The 16,305-nt window shown below is 71.0% G+C and carries 14 protein-coding genes; 11 read left to right on the forward strand and 3 right to left on the reverse strand.

Features of this window, described 5'->3' with window-relative positions:
* The first annotated feature begins 23 nt into the window (after nucleotides 1-23).
* From rsmI to ACFYQ5_RS23725, 6 genes are all read left to right on the forward strand, one after another.
* Entirely contained in the window at nucleotides 24-920 is an 897-nt protein-coding gene (gene rsmI / locus ACFYQ5_RS23700) for a 16S rRNA (cytidine(1402)-2'-O)-methyltransferase (RefSeq protein WP_389200151.1), read from the forward strand.
* 171 nt (nucleotides 921-1,091) lie between these two features.
* A complete protein-coding gene (locus tag ACFYQ5_RS23705) occupies nucleotides 1,092-1,487 on the forward strand; it encodes a hypothetical protein (RefSeq protein WP_389200153.1) in 396 nt (131 codons plus the stop codon).
* A gap of 32 nt (nucleotides 1,488-1,519) precedes the next feature.
* The gene (locus ACFYQ5_RS23710) at nucleotides 1,520-2,386 is read left to right on the forward strand and encodes a TatD family hydrolase (protein ID WP_389200155.1); all 867 of its coding nucleotides are present in this window, start codon (nucleotides 1,520-1,522) and stop codon (nucleotides 2,384-2,386) included.
* 115 nt (nucleotides 2,387-2,501) lie between these two features.
* Nucleotides 2,502-3,062 carry a ubiquitin-like domain-containing protein gene (locus ACFYQ5_RS23715; RefSeq protein WP_389200157.1) on the forward strand — a complete coding sequence of 187 codons (561 nt, stop codon included), beginning with the start codon at nucleotides 2,502-2,504 and terminating at the stop codon, nucleotides 3,060-3,062.
* Nucleotides 3,063-3,071: 9 nt separating this feature from the next.
* On the forward strand, nucleotides 3,072-3,944 hold the full coding sequence (gene rsmA / locus ACFYQ5_RS23720; protein ID WP_386464248.1) for a 16S rRNA (adenine(1518)-N(6)/adenine(1519)-N(6))-dimethyltransferase RsmA: 873 nt from the start codon (nucleotides 3,072-3,074) through the stop codon (nucleotides 3,942-3,944).
* Nucleotides 3,941-4,840 (forward strand): 4-(cytidine 5'-diphospho)-2-C-methyl-D-erythritol kinase, encoded by a 900-nt coding sequence (locus ACFYQ5_RS23725; RefSeq protein ID WP_389200159.1) that lies wholly within the window; start codon nucleotides 3,941-3,943, stop codon nucleotides 4,838-4,840. Before rsmA ends, ACFYQ5_RS23725 begins: the two co-directional genes overlap by 4 nt.
* A gap of 91 nt (nucleotides 4,841-4,931) precedes the next feature.
* On the opposite strand, the gene ACFYQ5_RS23730 is transcribed toward ACFYQ5_RS23725, so the two are convergent.
* The gene (locus tag ACFYQ5_RS23730) at nucleotides 4,932-5,624 is read right to left on the reverse strand and encodes a lipoprotein (protein WP_389200161.1); all 693 of its coding nucleotides are present in this window, start codon (nucleotides 5,622-5,624) and stop codon (nucleotides 4,932-4,934) included.
* Nucleotides 5,625-5,716: 92 nt separating this feature from the next.
* Here ACFYQ5_RS23730 and ACFYQ5_RS23735 point away from each other — a divergent pair, with 92 nt between their 5' ends.
* The 5 genes from ACFYQ5_RS23735 to ACFYQ5_RS23755 all read left to right on the forward strand — a co-directional run bounded on the left by ACFYQ5_RS23735 (nucleotide 5,717) and on the right by ACFYQ5_RS23755 (nucleotide 14,265).
* The gene (locus ACFYQ5_RS23735) at nucleotides 5,717-7,534 is read left to right on the forward strand and encodes an ABC-F family ATP-binding cassette domain-containing protein (RefSeq protein WP_389200163.1); all 1,818 of its coding nucleotides are present in this window, start codon (nucleotides 5,717-5,719) and stop codon (nucleotides 7,532-7,534) included.
* A 131-nt stretch (nucleotides 7,535-7,665) separates the two neighbouring features.
* Nucleotides 7,666-9,288 carry a PQQ-binding-like beta-propeller repeat protein gene (locus ACFYQ5_RS23740; protein ID WP_389200164.1) on the forward strand — a complete coding sequence of 541 codons (1,623 nt, stop codon included), beginning with the start codon at nucleotides 7,666-7,668 and terminating at the stop codon, nucleotides 9,286-9,288.
* A 335-nt stretch (nucleotides 9,289-9,623) separates the two neighbouring features.
* Nucleotides 9,624-11,429 carry a PQQ-binding-like beta-propeller repeat protein gene (locus ACFYQ5_RS23745; protein ID WP_389200166.1) on the forward strand — a complete coding sequence of 602 codons (1,806 nt, stop codon included), beginning with the start codon at nucleotides 9,624-9,626 and terminating at the stop codon, nucleotides 11,427-11,429.
* A gap of 58 nt (nucleotides 11,430-11,487) precedes the next feature.
* Nucleotides 11,488-13,323, forward strand: a complete 1,836-nt coding sequence (locus ACFYQ5_RS23750; RefSeq protein WP_389200168.1) for a PQQ-binding-like beta-propeller repeat protein — start codon at nucleotides 11,488-11,490, stop codon at nucleotides 13,321-13,323.
* A 246-nt stretch (nucleotides 13,324-13,569) separates the two neighbouring features.
* Entirely contained in the window at nucleotides 13,570-14,265 is a 696-nt protein-coding gene (locus ACFYQ5_RS23755; protein ID WP_389200371.1) for a LuxR C-terminal-related transcriptional regulator, read from the forward strand.
* Between the two features lie 33 nt (nucleotides 14,266-14,298).
* Here the strand turns inward: ACFYQ5_RS23755 and ACFYQ5_RS23760 are convergent, their stop codons facing one another.
* Both ACFYQ5_RS23760 and ACFYQ5_RS23765 read right to left on the reverse strand, forming a co-directional pair.
* Nucleotides 14,299-14,598, reverse strand: a complete 300-nt coding sequence (locus ACFYQ5_RS23760; protein ID WP_389200169.1) for a hypothetical protein — start codon at nucleotides 14,596-14,598, stop codon at nucleotides 14,299-14,301.
* A 15-nt stretch (nucleotides 14,599-14,613) separates the two neighbouring features.
* Nucleotides 14,614-16,284 carry a sodium:solute symporter family protein gene (locus ACFYQ5_RS23765; protein WP_389200171.1) on the reverse strand — a complete coding sequence of 557 codons (1,671 nt, stop codon included), beginning with the start codon at nucleotides 16,282-16,284 and terminating at the stop codon, nucleotides 14,614-14,616.
* Nucleotides 16,285-16,305 lie beyond the last annotated feature (21 nt).

A 16,305-nucleotide genomic window follows, 5' to 3' on the forward strand; every position in this document is an offset into this window, starting at 1 on the left:
GTGGTGCCGCCCGTGCTGGGAGGATGGCCGATGTGACTGGAACGACTGGAACGCTCGTACTCGCAGGGACCCCCATCGGCGACGTGGCGGACGCCCCGCCACGGCTCGCCGCCGAGCTGGAGACGGCCGATGTCGTGGCCGCCGAGGACACCCGGCGGCTGCGCCGGCTCACCCAGGCGCTGGGCATCCACACGACGGGGCGTGTCGTGTCCTACTTCGAGGGCAACGAGACGGCGCGCACGCCCGAACTCGTCGAGGCGCTGGCCGGCGGCGCGCGCGTCCTGCTCGTCACCGACGCCGGGATGCCGTCCGTCTCCGACCCCGGCTACCGGCTCGTCGCCGCCGCCGTGGAGCGGGACATCAAGGTGACCGCCGTACCGGGCCCGTCGGCCGTGCTGACCGCGCTCGCGCTGTCCGCCCTGCCCGTGGACCGCTTCTGCTTCGAGGGCTTCCTGCCGCGCAAGGCGGGCGAGCGGCTCGGGAAGCTCCGCGAGGTCGCCGACGAGCGCCGCACGATGGTCTTCTTCGAGGCCCCGCACCGGCTGGACGACACCCTGGCCGCGATGGCCGAGGTGTTCGGAGCGGACCGCAGGGCCGCCGTGTGCCGGGAACTGACGAAGACGTACGAGGAAGTGAAGCGCGGCCCGCTGGGCGAGCTGGCGGTCTGGGCGGCCGAGGGCGTGCGCGGCGAGATCACCGTCGTGGTCGAGGGCGCCACGGACTCCGGGGACGAAGGACTGGACGCCGCCGAGCTGGTGCGCAGGGTGCAGGTGCGCGAGGAGGCGGGGGAGCGGCGCAAGGAGGCCATCGCGGCGGTGGCCGCCGACGCGGGGCTGCCCAAGCGCGAGGTGTTCGATGCGGTGGTCGCGGCAAAGAACGCGGCTCGGACCGGCCAGGAACAGGGCAAAGGACTAACCTGAAAGGTAAAGCCCGGGCCGCGTAGCGGGGCCTTGGGCCACGGAACGGCCAAAAGCGTCCCAACACTCGGCAGGCCTGGTGCTTCGCCGCCGGAGAAGGCGTCCACTTGAGGGTGGAACGCACCATCCGGAGTGCTTGTCCGGAGTGCTTGTCCACGGACAAGAGGAGCAGGCATGAGTGAGATCGCAGCAACCACCGCGCACGAGGCGTACGCCTTCGCCTGCATGAGGTGTGGGTACGGCTGGGAGCAGGCCTACGAGATAGAGCACCACACCGACGGCTCGGGCAACGCGTTCGTGGTCTACCGGGCGGACGGAAAGCGCGTGCCCTCGCCGCTGTCCACCCCGACGTGCACGAACTGCGGCGGCCACGTGGTCCGCATCATGCGCGCCGGCCGGGTCTCGACCGTGCAGGAGCTGCTTCAGCGCCAGTACGCCACCCGACCGGCGAACGCCGGTGAGGACGTGACCGGTGGGGAGAGGGTGGTCGCCACCGCCGTGCCGGCCTCCGGCCCCGCGCCGCGCCACTGGCAGCTGTCGGATCTGCTGCATCCCTTCCACCGGCGCTGAGAGAGGGCCCGGGGCCTCGTAGAGTCGTCGGCATGAGCCGTACCGACGCCCCGCCGCTGCCCGAACCCCTCAGGGTTCCGGTCGCCGATTCGCACACGCACCTGGACATGCAGGACGGAACCGTCGAGGAGGGGCTCGCCCGGGCCGCGGCCGTCAACGTGACCGCCGTCGTCCAGGTGGGCTGCGACGTGAAGGGCTCCCGCTGGGCCGCCGAGACCGCCGCCGCGCACCCGTCCGTGCACGCCTCCGTCGCCCTGCACCCCAACGAGGCGCCGCGCATCGTGCACGGGGACCCGGACGGCTGGTCACGCCAGGAGGCGCGGGAGCCGGGCGGGAGGGCGGCGCTCGACGAGGCGCTCGCCGAGATCGACGCGCTGGCCGCCCTCGGCCACGTACGCGCGGTCGGCGAGACCGGCCTCGACCACTTCCGGACGGGCCCCGAGGGCATGGCGGCCCAGGAGGAGTCCTTCCGGGCGCACATCGAGATCGCCAAGCGGCACGGCAAGGCCCTGGTCATCCACGACCGTGAGGCCCACGCGGACGTGCTGCGCATCCTCGCCGACGCCGGCGCGCCGGAGCGGACCGTCTTCCACTGCTACTCCGGGGACGCCGAGATGGCCCGGATCTGCGCGGCGGCCGGGTACTTCATGTCCTTCGCGGGCAACGTCACCTTCAAGAACGCGCAGCCGCTGCGCGACGCCCTGGTGGTCGCCCCCGCCGAGCTCGTGCTCGTCGAGACGGACGCCCCCTTCCTCACGCCCGCCCCCTACCGTGGACGGCCCAACGCGCCCTATCTGATTCCGGTCACGCTCCGTGCCATGGCCGAGGTGAGGGGCACCGACGAGGACACCCTGGCGGCCGCCGTCTACGACAACACCGCGCGGGCGTTCGACTTCTGAGGGCCACCGGACATCCTGGTCGACACGTTGGGTAATCGTACGACTTTGGAGGGTGACGGGTCCTCGGCTATCGTGCCCGCGCAACGGGGTCGGCAGCCGGAGTCTCTGGAGCGTCGTGGGCCATTCGCAGGGCAGTCACCGTGCAGCGCGCGGCAGTCGGCGCACCAGGCAGGCGCCCGCGCGGGTCCCCGCCCCGGCGGCGCCGCGGTCCCTCCACGAGGAGCGGACGATCGTCGCCGGGCTGTGGCCGGGCCGCCCGTCCGTCCACGACCCGACCGTGCTGGACACCCCGCTGGTGCCCCGGCAGACAGCCGCGCGGACGGAGGGCGCCGGACACCGGGCGGCCCGGCGGCACCGGAGCGGCCCGGAGACCCTCCGCAGGCTCGTCCCCCGGGCCCTGGTCATCGCCGTCCTGGCCGGCGGCACAGCCGGGTTCCTCGCCCAGGACAAGGCCGTCCGCGTCAGTGTCGACGGGACGTCGCGCACCCTGCACACCTTCGCGGACGACGTCGGGGAGCTCCTCGAGGACGAAGGCGTGACGGTCGGTGCCCGCGACCTCGTCGCCCCCGCCCCCTCCACCGGGCTGGACCACGGCGACGAGGTCGTCGTCCTCCGGGAGGCACAAGGTTTCGGGCCCGTGCCGGGCGGCGCCCCTTGGGCCCCGCGGCGGCCGTAGGCTTAACGGGTGAGCACCACAGAGCCCGACGCCCTCCTGGGCCCCGCAGACATCCGCGAGCTGGCCGCAGCGCTGGGCGTACGCCCCACCAAGCAGCGCGGTCAGAACTTCGTCATCGACGCCAACACGGTCCGCCGGATCGTACGGACCGCCGAGGTGCGGCCCGACGACGTGGTGGTCGAGGTCGGGCCCGGTCTGGGCTCGCTGACCCTGGCCCTGCTGGAGGCGGCCGACCGGGTCGTCGCCGTCGAGATCGACGACGTGCTCGCGGGCGCCCTGCCGGCCACGGTCGCCGCCCGGCTGCCGGGGCGCGCCGACCGCTTCGCCCTGGTCCACTCGGACGCGATGCTGGTCACGGAGCTGCCCGGCCCGGCGCCGACCGCGCTCGTCGCCAACCTTCCGTACAACGTCGCCGTGCCGGTCCTGCTCACCATGCTGGAGCGCTTCCCCACCATCGAGCGGACGCTCGTGATGGTGCAGGCCGAGGTCGCCGACCGGCTGGCCGCCAAGCCCGGCAACAAGGTCTACGGCGTGCCCTCCGTCAAGGCCAACTGGTACGCCGACGTCAAGCGCGCCGGGTCCATCGGCCGCACGGTGTTCTGGCCCGCGCCCAACGTCGACTCGGGGCTGGTGTCCCTGGTGCGGCGCACCGAACCGATCCGTACCACCGCGAGCAGGACCGAGGTCTTCGCCGTCGTGGACGCCGCCTTCGCCCAGCGCCGCAAGACGCTGCGCGCCGCCCTGGCCGGCTGGGCCGGATCGGCGCCCGCCGCCGAGGCCGCCCTGACCGCTGCGGGGATCTCGCCGCAGGCCAGGGGCGAGGCACTGACCGTCGAGGAGTTCGCCGCCATCGCCGAGAACAAGCCGGAGCCTTCCGCATGACTCACAGCGTCACCGTCCGCGTCCCCGCCAAGGTCAACGTGCAGCTCGCGGTGGGCGCCCCCCGCCCCGACGGCTTCCACGACCTGGCCAACGTCTTCCTCGCCGTCGGCCTGTACGACGAGGTCACCGTCACCCCCGCCGACGCCCTGCGCGTCACCTGCTCCGGCCCGGACGCCGGAAAGGTCCCGCTGGACGCCACCAACCTGGCGGCCCGCGCCGCGATCGCCCTGGCGGCCCGGCACGGCCTCGCCCCCGATGTGCACATCCACATCGCCAAGGACATACCCGTCGCCGGCGGCATGGCGGGCGGCAGCGCCGACGGCGCCGCGGCCCTGCTGGCCTGCGACGCCCTGTGGGCCACCGGCGCGAGCCAGGAGGAACTCCTGGAGATCTGCGCCGAACTGGGCAGCGACGTGCCGTTCAGCCTGATCGGCGGGGCCGCCCTCGGGGTCGGCCGCGGTGAGCAGCTGACCCCGGTCGAGACCGGCGGCACCTTCCACTGGGTCTTCGCCGTCGCCGACGGCGGGCTCTCCACCCCCGCGGTGTACGGCGAGTTCGACCGGCTCACCGCCGGTACGCGGGTGCCGGAGCCGACCGCCTCCGCCGCGCTCCTGACAGCCCTGCGCAAGGGCGACACCAGGGCGCTCGCGGGCGCCCTCGGCAACGACCTCCAGGCCGCCGCCCTCTCCCTGCGCCCCTCACTGGCCGACACCCTCGCGGCGGGCACCGCCGCCGGCGCCCTGGCCGCGCTCGTCTCGGGATCCGGGCCGACCACCGCGTTCCTGGTCGCGGACGAGGCGGCGGCGCGGAAGGTGGCGGACGCCCTGCTGGCTTCCGGCACCTGCCGCAGCGCCCGGCCCGCGGCGTCACCGGCGGCGGGCGCCACCGTCGTCTGACCGGTCGGGCAGGCTGGACAGCCGGTCGTCACCGAAGGGATCCGAGTGCGTCACCTCGGCCACCGGCTGACGGCCGGTGTCACCACCGCCGTCAGGCCGGCTTCACGGTCCTCTTCGCCAGCTCGTACGCCGGGAGCATCTCCTCGTGTTCCTGGGAGTCCAGCCCGCCCAGGTGCACCACGACCGGGCCCTCCGGCGTCGCGACGGCGAAGGCGCTCTCCGTCTTCTGCTCGTCCGACAGCTTCAGGTGCACCGTGTAGGTGACCTCCGCGACCGCCACCGATCCCGCTTCCGTCGCCTTGTACGCCGCCTCGGACGCGTTCGGGTCGCCGGCCAGGAAGTCCTCCAGCGCCGCTCGCGGCGTGGTGCCGGACCCCTTGCCCTGCCAGACCCGGAGGTAGCCGATGTTCCCGGCGGGCTTGGCGTCGATCTCGCAGACCATGGTGGCCGATCCCTGCTGTCCCAGGGCCGCGAGCTCGGAGCCGGGATCCACCTCCACGGCCTCCGGCTTCCAGTCCGCCGCCAGGTCGAACGTCACCGGCAGCTCGCAGGCCGAGCCGGGGGCGCCCAGCGTGGCACCCTTCGCCGCTGCGGGGCTCTCCGCCGCCTTCGAGGGGAACTCGTCCCCGTTCCGGCCCGCGTCACCGCCGCCTGACGACGACGAACAGCCGGCCAGCGCCGCCGTCACCACGACCGCCGAAACCACGGCACGCACCGCGCCACGCATCATGAAGTCCCCACCCCGGAGTTGTTCGAACCGCTCCGACCTGGGGTTACTCCCCATGATCGATCGCCGCACGTTATCGCACCCCGCGCGGCGACTACTCTGGGACGTCGAGCGGTCCCCGACGCAGGGATCCCCGAGGCAGGAGTGAAATGGCCGTCAATCTGGTCAATGTCGAGCAGGTCAGCAAGGTGTACGGCACCCGTGCCCTGCTCGACGGTGTATCCCTCGGGGTGTCCGAGGGCGACCGGATCGGCGTCGTCGGCCGCAACGGCGACGGCAAGACGACGCTCATCCGGATGCTCGCCAAGCTGGAGGAGGCGGACACCGGCCGGGTCACCCACAACGGTGGGCTGCGCCTCGGTGTCCTCACCCAGCACGACTCGCTGGATCCGAAGGCCACCATCCGGCACGAGGTGATCGGCGATCTCGAGGACCACGAGTGGGCCGGCAGCGCCAAGATCCGCGATGTGCTGACCGGGCTCTTCGGCGGCCTCGCCCTCCCCGGTTTCGAGCACGGCCTGGACACCGTCATCGCCCCGCTCTCCGGGGGCGAGCGGCGCCGGATCGCGCTGGCGAAGCTGCTCATCGCCGAGCAGGACCTGATCGTGCTCGACGAGCCCACCAACCACCTCGACGTCGAGGGCATCTCCTGGCTGGCGGGACATCTGCGGACCCGGCGCTCCGCGCTCGTCTGCGTCACCCACGACCGGTGGTTCCTGGACCAGGTCTGCACCCGCATGTGGGACGTCCAGCGGGGTAGCGTCCACGAGTACGAGGGCGGCTACAGCGACTACGTGTTCGCTCGGGCCGAGCGGGAGCGGATCGCCGCGACCGAGGAGTCCAAGCGGCAGAACCTGATGCGCAAGGAGCTGGCCTGGCTGCGGCGCGGCGCCCCCGCCCGTACGTCCAAGCCCCGCTACCGCATCGAGGCGGCCAACGAGCTGATCGCCGATGTGCCGCCCCCGCGCGACACCAGCGAGCTGATGAAGTTCGCCAACGCCCGGCTCGGCAAGACCGTCTTCGACCTGGAGGACGTGACCGTCCAGGCCGGACCCAAGACCCTGCTCACCCACCTCACCTGGCAGCTCGGCCCCGGTGACCGCATCGGCCTGGTCGGCGTCAACGGCGCGGGCAAGACCTCGCTCCTGCGGGCGCTCACCGAGGCGTCCCGCAGCCAGGGCGACGTACAGCCCGCAGCCGGGAAGATCGTCGTCGGCAAGACGGTGAAGCTCGCCTACCTCTCCCAGGAGGTCGCGGAGCTCGACCCGAAACTGCGGGTGCTCGAAGCCGTCCAGCAGGTGCGCGACCGGGTCGACCTCGGCAAGGGACGCGAGATGACGGCCGGTCAGCTCTGCGAGCAGTTCGGCTTCGTCAAGGAGAAGCAGTGGACGCCCGTGGGCGACCTGTCCGGTGGTGAGCGGCGCCGGCTGCAGATCCTGCGTCTGCTGATGGACGAGCCCAACGTCCTCTTCCTCGACGAGCCCACCAACGACCTCGACATCGAGACCCTGACCCAGCTGGAGGACCTCCTCGACGGCTGGCCCGGTTCGATGATCGTGATCTCCCACGACCGGTTCTTCGTCGAGCGGACCACGGACCGGGTGATGGCGCTCCTCGGCGACCAGGCGCTGCGGATGCTGCCGCGTGGCATCGACGAGTACATCGAGCGCAGGCAGCGCATGGAGGAGACGGCCACGCCCGCCTCCGCCGCGGGGTTCCAACCGCCCAAGACGGCACCGGCCGAGGCCGTCTCGCCGCAGGCGGCGCGTGCCGCGAAGAAGGAGCTCCAGAAGGTGGAGCGGCAGCTCGACAAGATGTCGACCAGGGAGACGACGCTGCACGCGCAGATCGCGGACAACGCCACCGACTTCGAGAAGGTCGCCGAGCTCGACGCCGAACTGCGTGAACTGGTCGCGGAGCGGGACGTGTTGGAGATGCGCTGGCTGGAGCTGGCCGAGGAGGCCTGAGCAGTCCTGGGCCGTCCTGAGGGGCGGCCCGGGCCGGCCCGGAGGCCGCGCCCGGGCGGGTGGTAGAAAGTAGGCCCGCTCGGGTTGACGTGACCCTGCGGAGCCAGGACCGTACGAGGGGGACTCCGCCGATGACTCAGCCTTCCGGCACACCACCGCAGGAAGGCTTCGGGGCACCGCTCGGTCCGCCGCCGGGCACGCCCCCCGGATACGGCTACCCGCCCGGGCCGTACGGGCAGTCGGCGCAGAGCGGTTACGGCTTTCCGCCGCAGCCGCCCACGGTGACCGCGCCGGGCAGGCCGTCCGGGCCCGGTGGCGGCGGCCGCTTCAAGGGCAGGACCGGCAGGGTGGCCGGCGTCGTGCTCGCCCTGGTCCTGGTCGCCGGTGGCGGCGCCTGGTTCGCCCTGGGCGACGACGGGAAGAAGCCGGCCGCAGGCGGTGCGACGGGTGCCTCGCCCACGGCGGAACAGAACGAAGGCAAGGACGACGAGGTGAGCGACGCGGCACTCGCGGCGCAGCTCGACGCCCGCCGTGAACCGGGTGAGGCGAAGGTCCGGTGGCTGCAGAGCCTGGGCGCCGACCTCCCCGGAAGGGCCATGGGTGTCTACGGGCCCTGGGAGGCCGGAGACGTCGTCGCCAAGGGCATGTACCGCACGGTGTCGGGCTACTCGGTGGCCGACGGCAAGCAGCTGTGGAGCGTGGAGCTGCCGGACGACATCTGCGCGGCGCCCACCCGCCCGACCGACGACGGCAAGATCGTGGTCGCCGTCGAGGCGAAGGAGTCCGACAACGGCACGGACTGCACCGTTCTGCAGATGATCGACCTGCGGACGGGTGAGACGGGCTGGAGGAAGACCTTCCCGAAGATCCCCGTCGCCGAGGTCGAGAAGCGGGTCGTCATGGCGGCGAACGGCGACACGGTGACGTACGCGCGCCCCGGCCACGTCCACACCTACCGGGTGCATGACGGGCAGGAGCTGTTCGCCGCGCAGCCCCGCGAATGCCGGTCCTACGCGTTCCTCAGCGGTGCCCGGATGAGGGCGGTCGCGAACTGCGAGGGCGGCAACCAGGTCCAGGAGTTCGACCCCGCGTCCGGGAAGAAGAAGTGGGCGTACACGATCGAGAAGGACTGGTTCGTCGACCAGGTCTACTCCGTCAGCCCGCTGCTCGTCTCGGTGCAGAAGGGGGACGAGTGGCGGGTCCTCGCCCTGCGCGACAACGGCACCCTCCGGTCGCACATCGAGCTGGGCACCCGGGACGTCGAGCTCGGGTTCGCCGACTACGAGGTGAGGTGCGGGGGCTATCTGGTGGTGACCCGCAACCGGGACGACTGCCGGGGCGTCGCCGCGGACGACGACACCTTCTATGTGTCGACCAAGCGGAAGCACGTCGAATTCGACCTCGACAACCGGATCATCGCCTTCGACCTGAACACCGGCGAGCAGAAGTGGACGGCCGACGCCCCGCTGGGACGCCGGATGGAGCCGATGCGCATGGAGGGCGGGAAGCTGCTGCTCCACGTGGCGGCCACCAGGACGCGGGGAGGCGAGATCGCCACGCTCGCGCCCACCGGCGGATCCCCGCAGACGGTGCTGACCCATCCGGCGTCGACGGCCGCGATCGAGGCGGGCATGACCGCGGCCGAGGTCGACTACACGGACGGCCGTTCCCTCCTCACCCTGCCGCTGGTCGGCACCGCGGAGGACGACGAGGCCGAGGCGGGCACGAAAACGATGATGGCCTTCGGCGAATAGGGGATTCTCTGCGGAGAATCCACCAAAGCCGCGCGCCAGGAACACAATTGACGGAGCGTCGGAGAAACGGGCGTCACAGGGCCTCACCAGGCACGTAACGGCGGCATCACGGCCCGGTTCTCCCTTGGGAACAGGGGGTGGACCGAACCGGTGTCCGAGGTGGTGCGGGTGGTACAAAGAAGCCCCGCTCGACTGTCGTAACGCCGCGGAACCCATGCCCGATTCGCTCCTTTCCGGGGGGAATTCAGAGACTTCTCGCACCTCATCCTCTGAGCCCAGCGGAATCGCGGGGGAGACCGGACCGGGCACCGGACCGCACGAAGGGGGACGTGCTGATGACCCAGCCGCCCAGCCAGCAACCGCCGCAGGGGGGCTTCGGGGCTCCGCAGGAACCTCAGGGCACTCCTCAGCCACCCCAGCCGCAGTCACCCGCTGCCCCACCGCAGATGCCGCCCACGCCTCCCCCCGCGCAGCCGGGTTACGGCTACCCGCAGGCACCCGGCGCGCAGCCCGGCTACGGCTACCCCCAGGCTCCCGGCCAGGCGGCCCCCGGCCCGTACGCCCAGCAGCCCGGCCCGTACGGCGCCCCCTCGGGGCCGTACGCGCAGCAGCCCGGCCCGTACGGTCAGCAGCCCGGTTACGGCTACCCGCAGCAGCAGTACCCCGGCGCGCCCGCGCCCGGCGGCTCCGGCGGGGGCCCCTTCAAGGGCAAGCCCGCCGTCGTCATCGGCGCGGCGCTCGCCGTGCTCCTCGTCGTCGGCGGCGGCATCTTCTTCGCCACGAGCGGCGACGGCGACGACAAGAAGCCCGTCGCCAAGTCCAGCAGCGGCGCCGCGGATCCGAGCGCCTCGCCCACCGTCGACCAGGGCGACGGCAAGGGCGACGGCCGCGAGGCCGAGGACGACCTGAACGCCGGGCGCAAGGCCGGTGAGGCGAAGGTCCTCTGGCTGACGACGAACGACATCGACCTGCCGCGCAGCGGCGCGGACGTCTACGGCCCGTGGATCGTCGGGGACACGCTCGTCAAGGGCATGTACCGCTCGGTCGTCGGTTACTCGGTGGCCGACGGCAAGCCGAAGTGGACCCTTCCGCTGCCCGCCGACATGTGCGCCGCACCCGGGTCGCCCACGGCCGACGGCAAGATCGTCATCGGTGTCGAGAACGGCACCACGGACAAGGCCACCTGCTCCGAACTGCAGATGATCGACCTCAACACCGGCAAGGCCGGCTGGAAGAAGACGGTCAAGCAGAACGGTACCTGGGACCTGCTGTCCGACGTCGGTCTGGCGATCAGCGGTGACACGGTGACCGTCGGCCGCACGAACAACTCCAACGGCTACCGGGTCAGCGACGGGAAGGAACTGTTCGGCAAGCCGTCAGGGAACTGCCAGCCGTTCGCCTTCGCCGGCGGCCCCAAGCTGATCGCCGCGGTCAACTGCCGCACCGACGACGTGGAGAACCCGCAGCACCAGATCCAGGAGGTCGACCCGGCCACCGGGAAGGCCAAGTGGACGTACCAGCCCAAGCGCGGCTGGGAGATCGACAAGGTCTACTCGGTGAGCCCTCTCGTCGTCTCGCTGACCCAGCGCGAGGAGAAGAAGTGGGGCATCCTCGCGCTCAAGGAGAACGGCGCGCTCCGTTCCCAGCTGGTCAGTGAGGCGGGGGACAACCCCGCCGTCGACTGCGGAAGCGACTTCGCCATCTTCGGCCAGAAGCTCGAAGGCTGCACCGGCATCGCCGCCGACGCCAACACCTTCTACATGATGACCGAGGACGACACCAGCGGCAGCGCCCGCACCAACAAGGTCATCGCGTTCGACCTGAACACCGGCAAGTCCAAGTGGAAGGCGGCGGCGCCCGCCGAGCGCACCATGAAGCCGCTGCGCATGGAGGGCGGCAACGTCCTGGTCTACCTGGAGCCCTCGTACGACAAGGGCGGGGCGATCGCGACGATCGCACCCACCGGAGGCGCGCCCGAGGTGGTGCTGCAGCACCCGGACTCGACGACCGGGATCGAGAACTTCTTCTCGTCCAAGATCGCCTACGAGGGTGGCCGTTCCTTCGTCGTCAGCGACCGCGTCAGCGCGAGCAACGACGAGGAGGAGAAAGCGAAGACGACCATGATGGCCTTCGGCAAGTGACGGCCGACGACGGCAACCGCCACCCCTTCTCCTCAGACCCAGCAGAGGTACGTACGCCATGACTCAGCCGCCCAACGAACCGCCCCAGGGCGGATTCGGCGCCCCGCAGGAACCGCCGTCCGGCGGGTTCGGCGCGCCCACCCCGCCGCCCGCCGACCCGTTCGGCAAGCAGCCCCCGGCCGCAGGCGGTTACGGCAGCCCGCCCCCGCCGCCCGCCGGTGGATACGGCGCCCCGCAGGCGCCGCCCCCCGGGCAGCCGCCCACGCAGCCCGGTTACGGCTACCCGCAGGCACCGCCTCCCGGGCAGCCGCCCACGCAGCCCGGTTACGGCTTCCCGCAGGCACCGCCTCCCGGCATGGCTCCGCAGCAGGGGTACGGCTACCCGACCGCACCGATGCAGCCGCAGTACCCCGGACCCCAACAGGGCGGCGGCAAGAAGTTCACCACCCAGATGCAGATCATCGTCGCCGCGGTCGTCGCCGTGGTGCTGATCGTCGGTGGCGGAGTCCTCTACGCCTCCGGCGGCAGCGACGACGACGGCAAGCAGGACGAGGCGTCCTCGGCCGGAACGGGCGGCGGCGAGAGCAAGGGCGGCGAGGGCGCGGACCTGGGAGGCGGCACGGAGAAGGCCCCGGCCGACACCAAGTCCCAGGTCGGCTTCCAGCTTCCGCACCCGAAGGTCACCGACACCACGGTCGTCGACGGATCCTGGGTCACGGACAAGGCGTACGTGAAGACCGGCGTGTACGAGATCGTCGGCTACGACCTCGCCAAGGGAACCAAGCTCTGGTCGATCCCGCTGACCGGCCAGGTCTGCGCCGCGTCCCGGCACATGAGCAAGGACTACAAGACGGCCATCGCCTTCGCGGAGGGCAAGCCGAGCGCCGAGGACAAGTACCCCTCCTGCACCCAGATCGGCGCGCTCGACCTGGCCACCGGCAAGCTCATGTGGAGCAAGTCCGTCACGTCCACCGCCAGCGGTGACGAGCCCGTCAGGTTCGGCGAGGTCACGCTCAGCGGGACGACGGTCGCCGCGGGCGGAACCGGCGGCGGGGCCGCCTTCAACCTCACGGACGGCGCCGAGCTCTGGAAGCCCAAGGCCGAAGCCAACAACTGCTACGACATGGGATACGGCGGGGGCGACGCCCTCGCGGTGGTCCGCAAGTGCGGCAGCTACGACTCCCCGCAGCTCACCATCCAGGCACTGAACCCGACCACCGGCGCACCGCTCTCCTCGTACAACATGCCGGCCGGTGTCGAGTACGCGGCCATCGTCTCCACCAAGCCGCTCGTCGTCGCGGCCGACGTCGGCGACACCGCCGGCGACGGCAGCAGCATCTCGGACTTCTTCTCCATCGACGCGGCCACCGGCAAGCTCATCGTCCGGATCTCGGCCGACGCGGACAAGTACGCCGGGGACTGCGGCTCCACCGAGGTCGAGCAGTGCAGTTCCCTGGCCGTCGGCAACAACAGGATCTACGTGCCGACCGAGGAGCACGAGGGCAGCGGCGAGTACGGCGACACCAATGAGATCGTCGCCTTCGACCTCACCACCGGCAAGCTCGTCGGAGGCAGGGCGGACGCGGGCGACCGCTACGCGCTGACCCCGCTGCGCATGGACGGCTCCAACGTCATCGCGTACAAGCAGCCCCCGTACGACAAGGGCGGCCAGATCGTCTCCATCGACGGCTCCACCTTCGAGGAGACCGTGCTGATGGTGAATCCGGACGACGAGGCGGTCCGTGACGCGGAGACCAGCTTCTCCATGAACTACTCCGAGTTCATCTACGAGAAGGGCCGGCTGTTCGTCTCCGAGAAGATGGTCAGTGAGCCCAGCAAGTCCAGCTCGGTGGACGACAAGCAGTACCTCGCGGTGTCCTTCAGCACCGTCTGACCCGCCCGGCCCGTGCAGGGGCCGGCAGTGAACGGCCCTGCCGGTTGATCATCAGACCGGCAGGGCCGATCGTTTTCCGACGGCCAAGTAGCCCTGAATGACTCAGAATTCGGCATTCTGGGGGGCTTCTGAACAGTAGGGGGCGCACCGCGTCGAACAAGCGTGTAACTTGCCGGGTCAGAGGGGCCGGGGGGCCTGTTCAGGGTTACGCAGCGGTACGACGCTGTACACATGGGGGCTATCTCGATGGGCGTGCGGCTCATGGTGGTCGATGACCACCGTCTGCTCGCCGAGGCACTCGCCTCGGCGCTGAAATTGCGGGGGCACCGGGTGCTCGCGGCAGCCGCGCCGACGTCCGGAGCCGCGGACCTGGTCGTCAGCAGGGCGCCGGAGGTCTGTTTGTTCGGCACGGCGGCGCCCGCCGAACCCGGGGCGTTCGACCCGATCGTACGGATCGGACGGGAGCGCCCGCAGATCGCCGTGGTGGTGCTCGGCCCGGTGCCGAGCCCGCGCGGGATCGCTGCGGCCTTCGCCGCCGGCGCGGCCGGTTACGTCCGCCACGACGAACGCATCGAGGGCGTCGAGCGCGCCATGATCAAGGCCCGTGCGGGAGAGGTCGCGGTCTCCCCGCAGCTGTTGCGGGGCGCCTTCGCCGAGATGCTGTATCCGGCTGTCCAGCCGGACGACGAGGGGCAGCGACTGCTGCGGATGCTGACCCCGCGCGAGGTCGAGGTGCTGGTGCGGGTCGCCGAGGGGGAGGACACCCGGCTGATCGCGGCCGGTATGGAGATCGCGCCGAGCACCGCGCGCACGCATGTGCAGCGGGTGCTGATGAAGCTCGGCGTCGGCTCCCGGCTGGAGGCCGCCGCACTCGCGGCCCGTACGGGACTGCTCGACCGGGCGGCGCCGGGAACGGCGCGGGGGCCGGACGGCCTCGCGTGAACGCGTGACGGTCCGGCCCCCGCGGCGTACCGGTCAGCCCTCCGGCGTGCTCGGGGCTTCTTCGGGCGCCTCGTCGGGCGCCTGGGCCGGGCGCAGCTTCATCCAGATCAGGAAGAAGAGGCCGAGCGCCAGCATGGCCAGGCCGGTCCAGAGGTTGATGTGGACGCCCTCGGCCTTCTTCAGGTCGGCTTCGGACGGGTTGATACCGGCGATGGTGACGATCACTCCGTAGACCACGAAGAGACCGCCGATGATCCGCCGGATGTCGAAGAGCCGGGCCGCGGTCGCGGACTTGCGCTCCAGTTCGGAGACTTCCTTGTGCAGGTCGGACATGGTGAGTGCCTCCGATCAGAGCGAGTAGGGCAGGTAGCACAGCGCGGCGAGGACGATGGCGCCCCAGCCGAGCAGGGCGGGCTTGCGGTACCAGGCGCCGTCGCCCTCGTCCGGCACCTCGTCGGCGTCCGGGGACTCCGTCCCGTAGACCAGCCCGGCCAGTTCGGCCTCCGGCTTGGGCGCGGTGAAGAGAGTGACGGCGACCATGACGACCGCGCCGGCGACGAATCCGACGATGGCGGACACGAAGTTGGCGCCCTGGTCGGACGGGATGTCGATGATGCCCTGCTTGTAGATGACGAAGTAGTTCACCATCGCGGCCGTGGTACCCGCGACGAGGCCCCACACACCGGACTTCGTCGAGGCGCGCTTCCAGAACATGCCGATGATGAAGACGACGAACATCGGGACGTTGAAGAACGAGAACAGCGTCTGCAGGTACGTCATGATGTTGGAGAAGCTGGCCGCGATGAACGCCGTGCCGATCGACGCCAGCACACCCACCGCGGTGATCAGCCGGCCGAAGCGCAGGTAGTACGCGTCGGGCTGGTCCTTCTTCACGTACCGCTGCCAGATGTCCGTGGTGAACACCGTGTTGAACGAGGACACGTTGGCGGCCATACCGGCCATGAACGCGGCCAGCAGACCGGTCACCGCGATGCCGAGCACACCGTTGGGCAGGAGCTCCCGCATCAGCAGCGGAATGGCGTCGTTGTACGTGAGGTCCGAGCCGGACGTGCCGATCTTCGGGACGACGACGGCGGCGACCAGGCCCGGGATCATCACCGCGAAGACGATGAAGATCTTCGGGAAGGCGGCGATCAGCGGGGTGCGCTTGGCCGCCGAGAGGTTCTTCGCGGACAGGGCGCGCTGCACCTCGGCGAAGTTGGTGGTCCAGTAGCCGAAGGAGAGCACGAAGCCGAGGCCGAGGATGATCGTCAGCCAGTTGGCGCCGAGCGGGTTGGCGTCACCGATGCCGGTACCGCCCCAGGCGGACATGAAGTCCGTGCCGTGCTGCTTCTCCAGCGAGCCGCTCAGCCCGTCCCAGCCGCCGACGCGCTTGAGGCCCAGCAGGGTCAGCGGGATCAGCGCGGCGAGGATGACGAAGAACTGCAGCACCTCGTTGTAGATCGCCGAGGAGAGACCGCCGATGGTGATGTAGAGCAGGACGAACACGCCGGCGACGACGATCGCGACCGAGCGGTCCCAGCCCAGCAGCGCCTCCACGACGATCGACAGGGCGTAGAGGTTCACGCCCGCGATCAGGATCGCCGCGAAGGCGAAGAGCACGGAGCTCAGCAGGTGCGCCGACTTGTCGAAGCGCTGGAGCAGGAACTCCGGTACGGAACGGACCTTCGACCGGTAGTAGAAGGGCATCATCACCAGGCCGAGGAAGACCATGGCCGGGATGGCGCCGATCCAGTACCAGTGGACGACCGCGACGCCGTACTGCGCGCCGGTCGCCGCCATGCCGAGGATCTCGGTCGCCCCGAGATTCGCCGCGACGAAGGCCAGACCGGTCACCCAGGCGGGCAGCGACCGTCCGGAGAGGAAGAAGTCGAGGCTCGTCCTCACACTGGCCCGGGCGGCGAAGCCGATGCCGAGCACCACGACGAAGTAGATCGCCAGGATTGTGTAATCGAGCCCGTTCGTGGGGAGCCGGAGCCCTTCGGCCAGATAGTGCATGGGGGGTACTCGCTTCGTTGC

The sequence above is a fragment of the Streptomyces sp. NPDC005794 genome, assembly GCF_042871445.1.
In the GTDB taxonomy this organism is placed as follows: domain Bacteria; phylum Actinomycetota; class Actinomycetes; order Streptomycetales; family Streptomycetaceae; genus Streptomyces.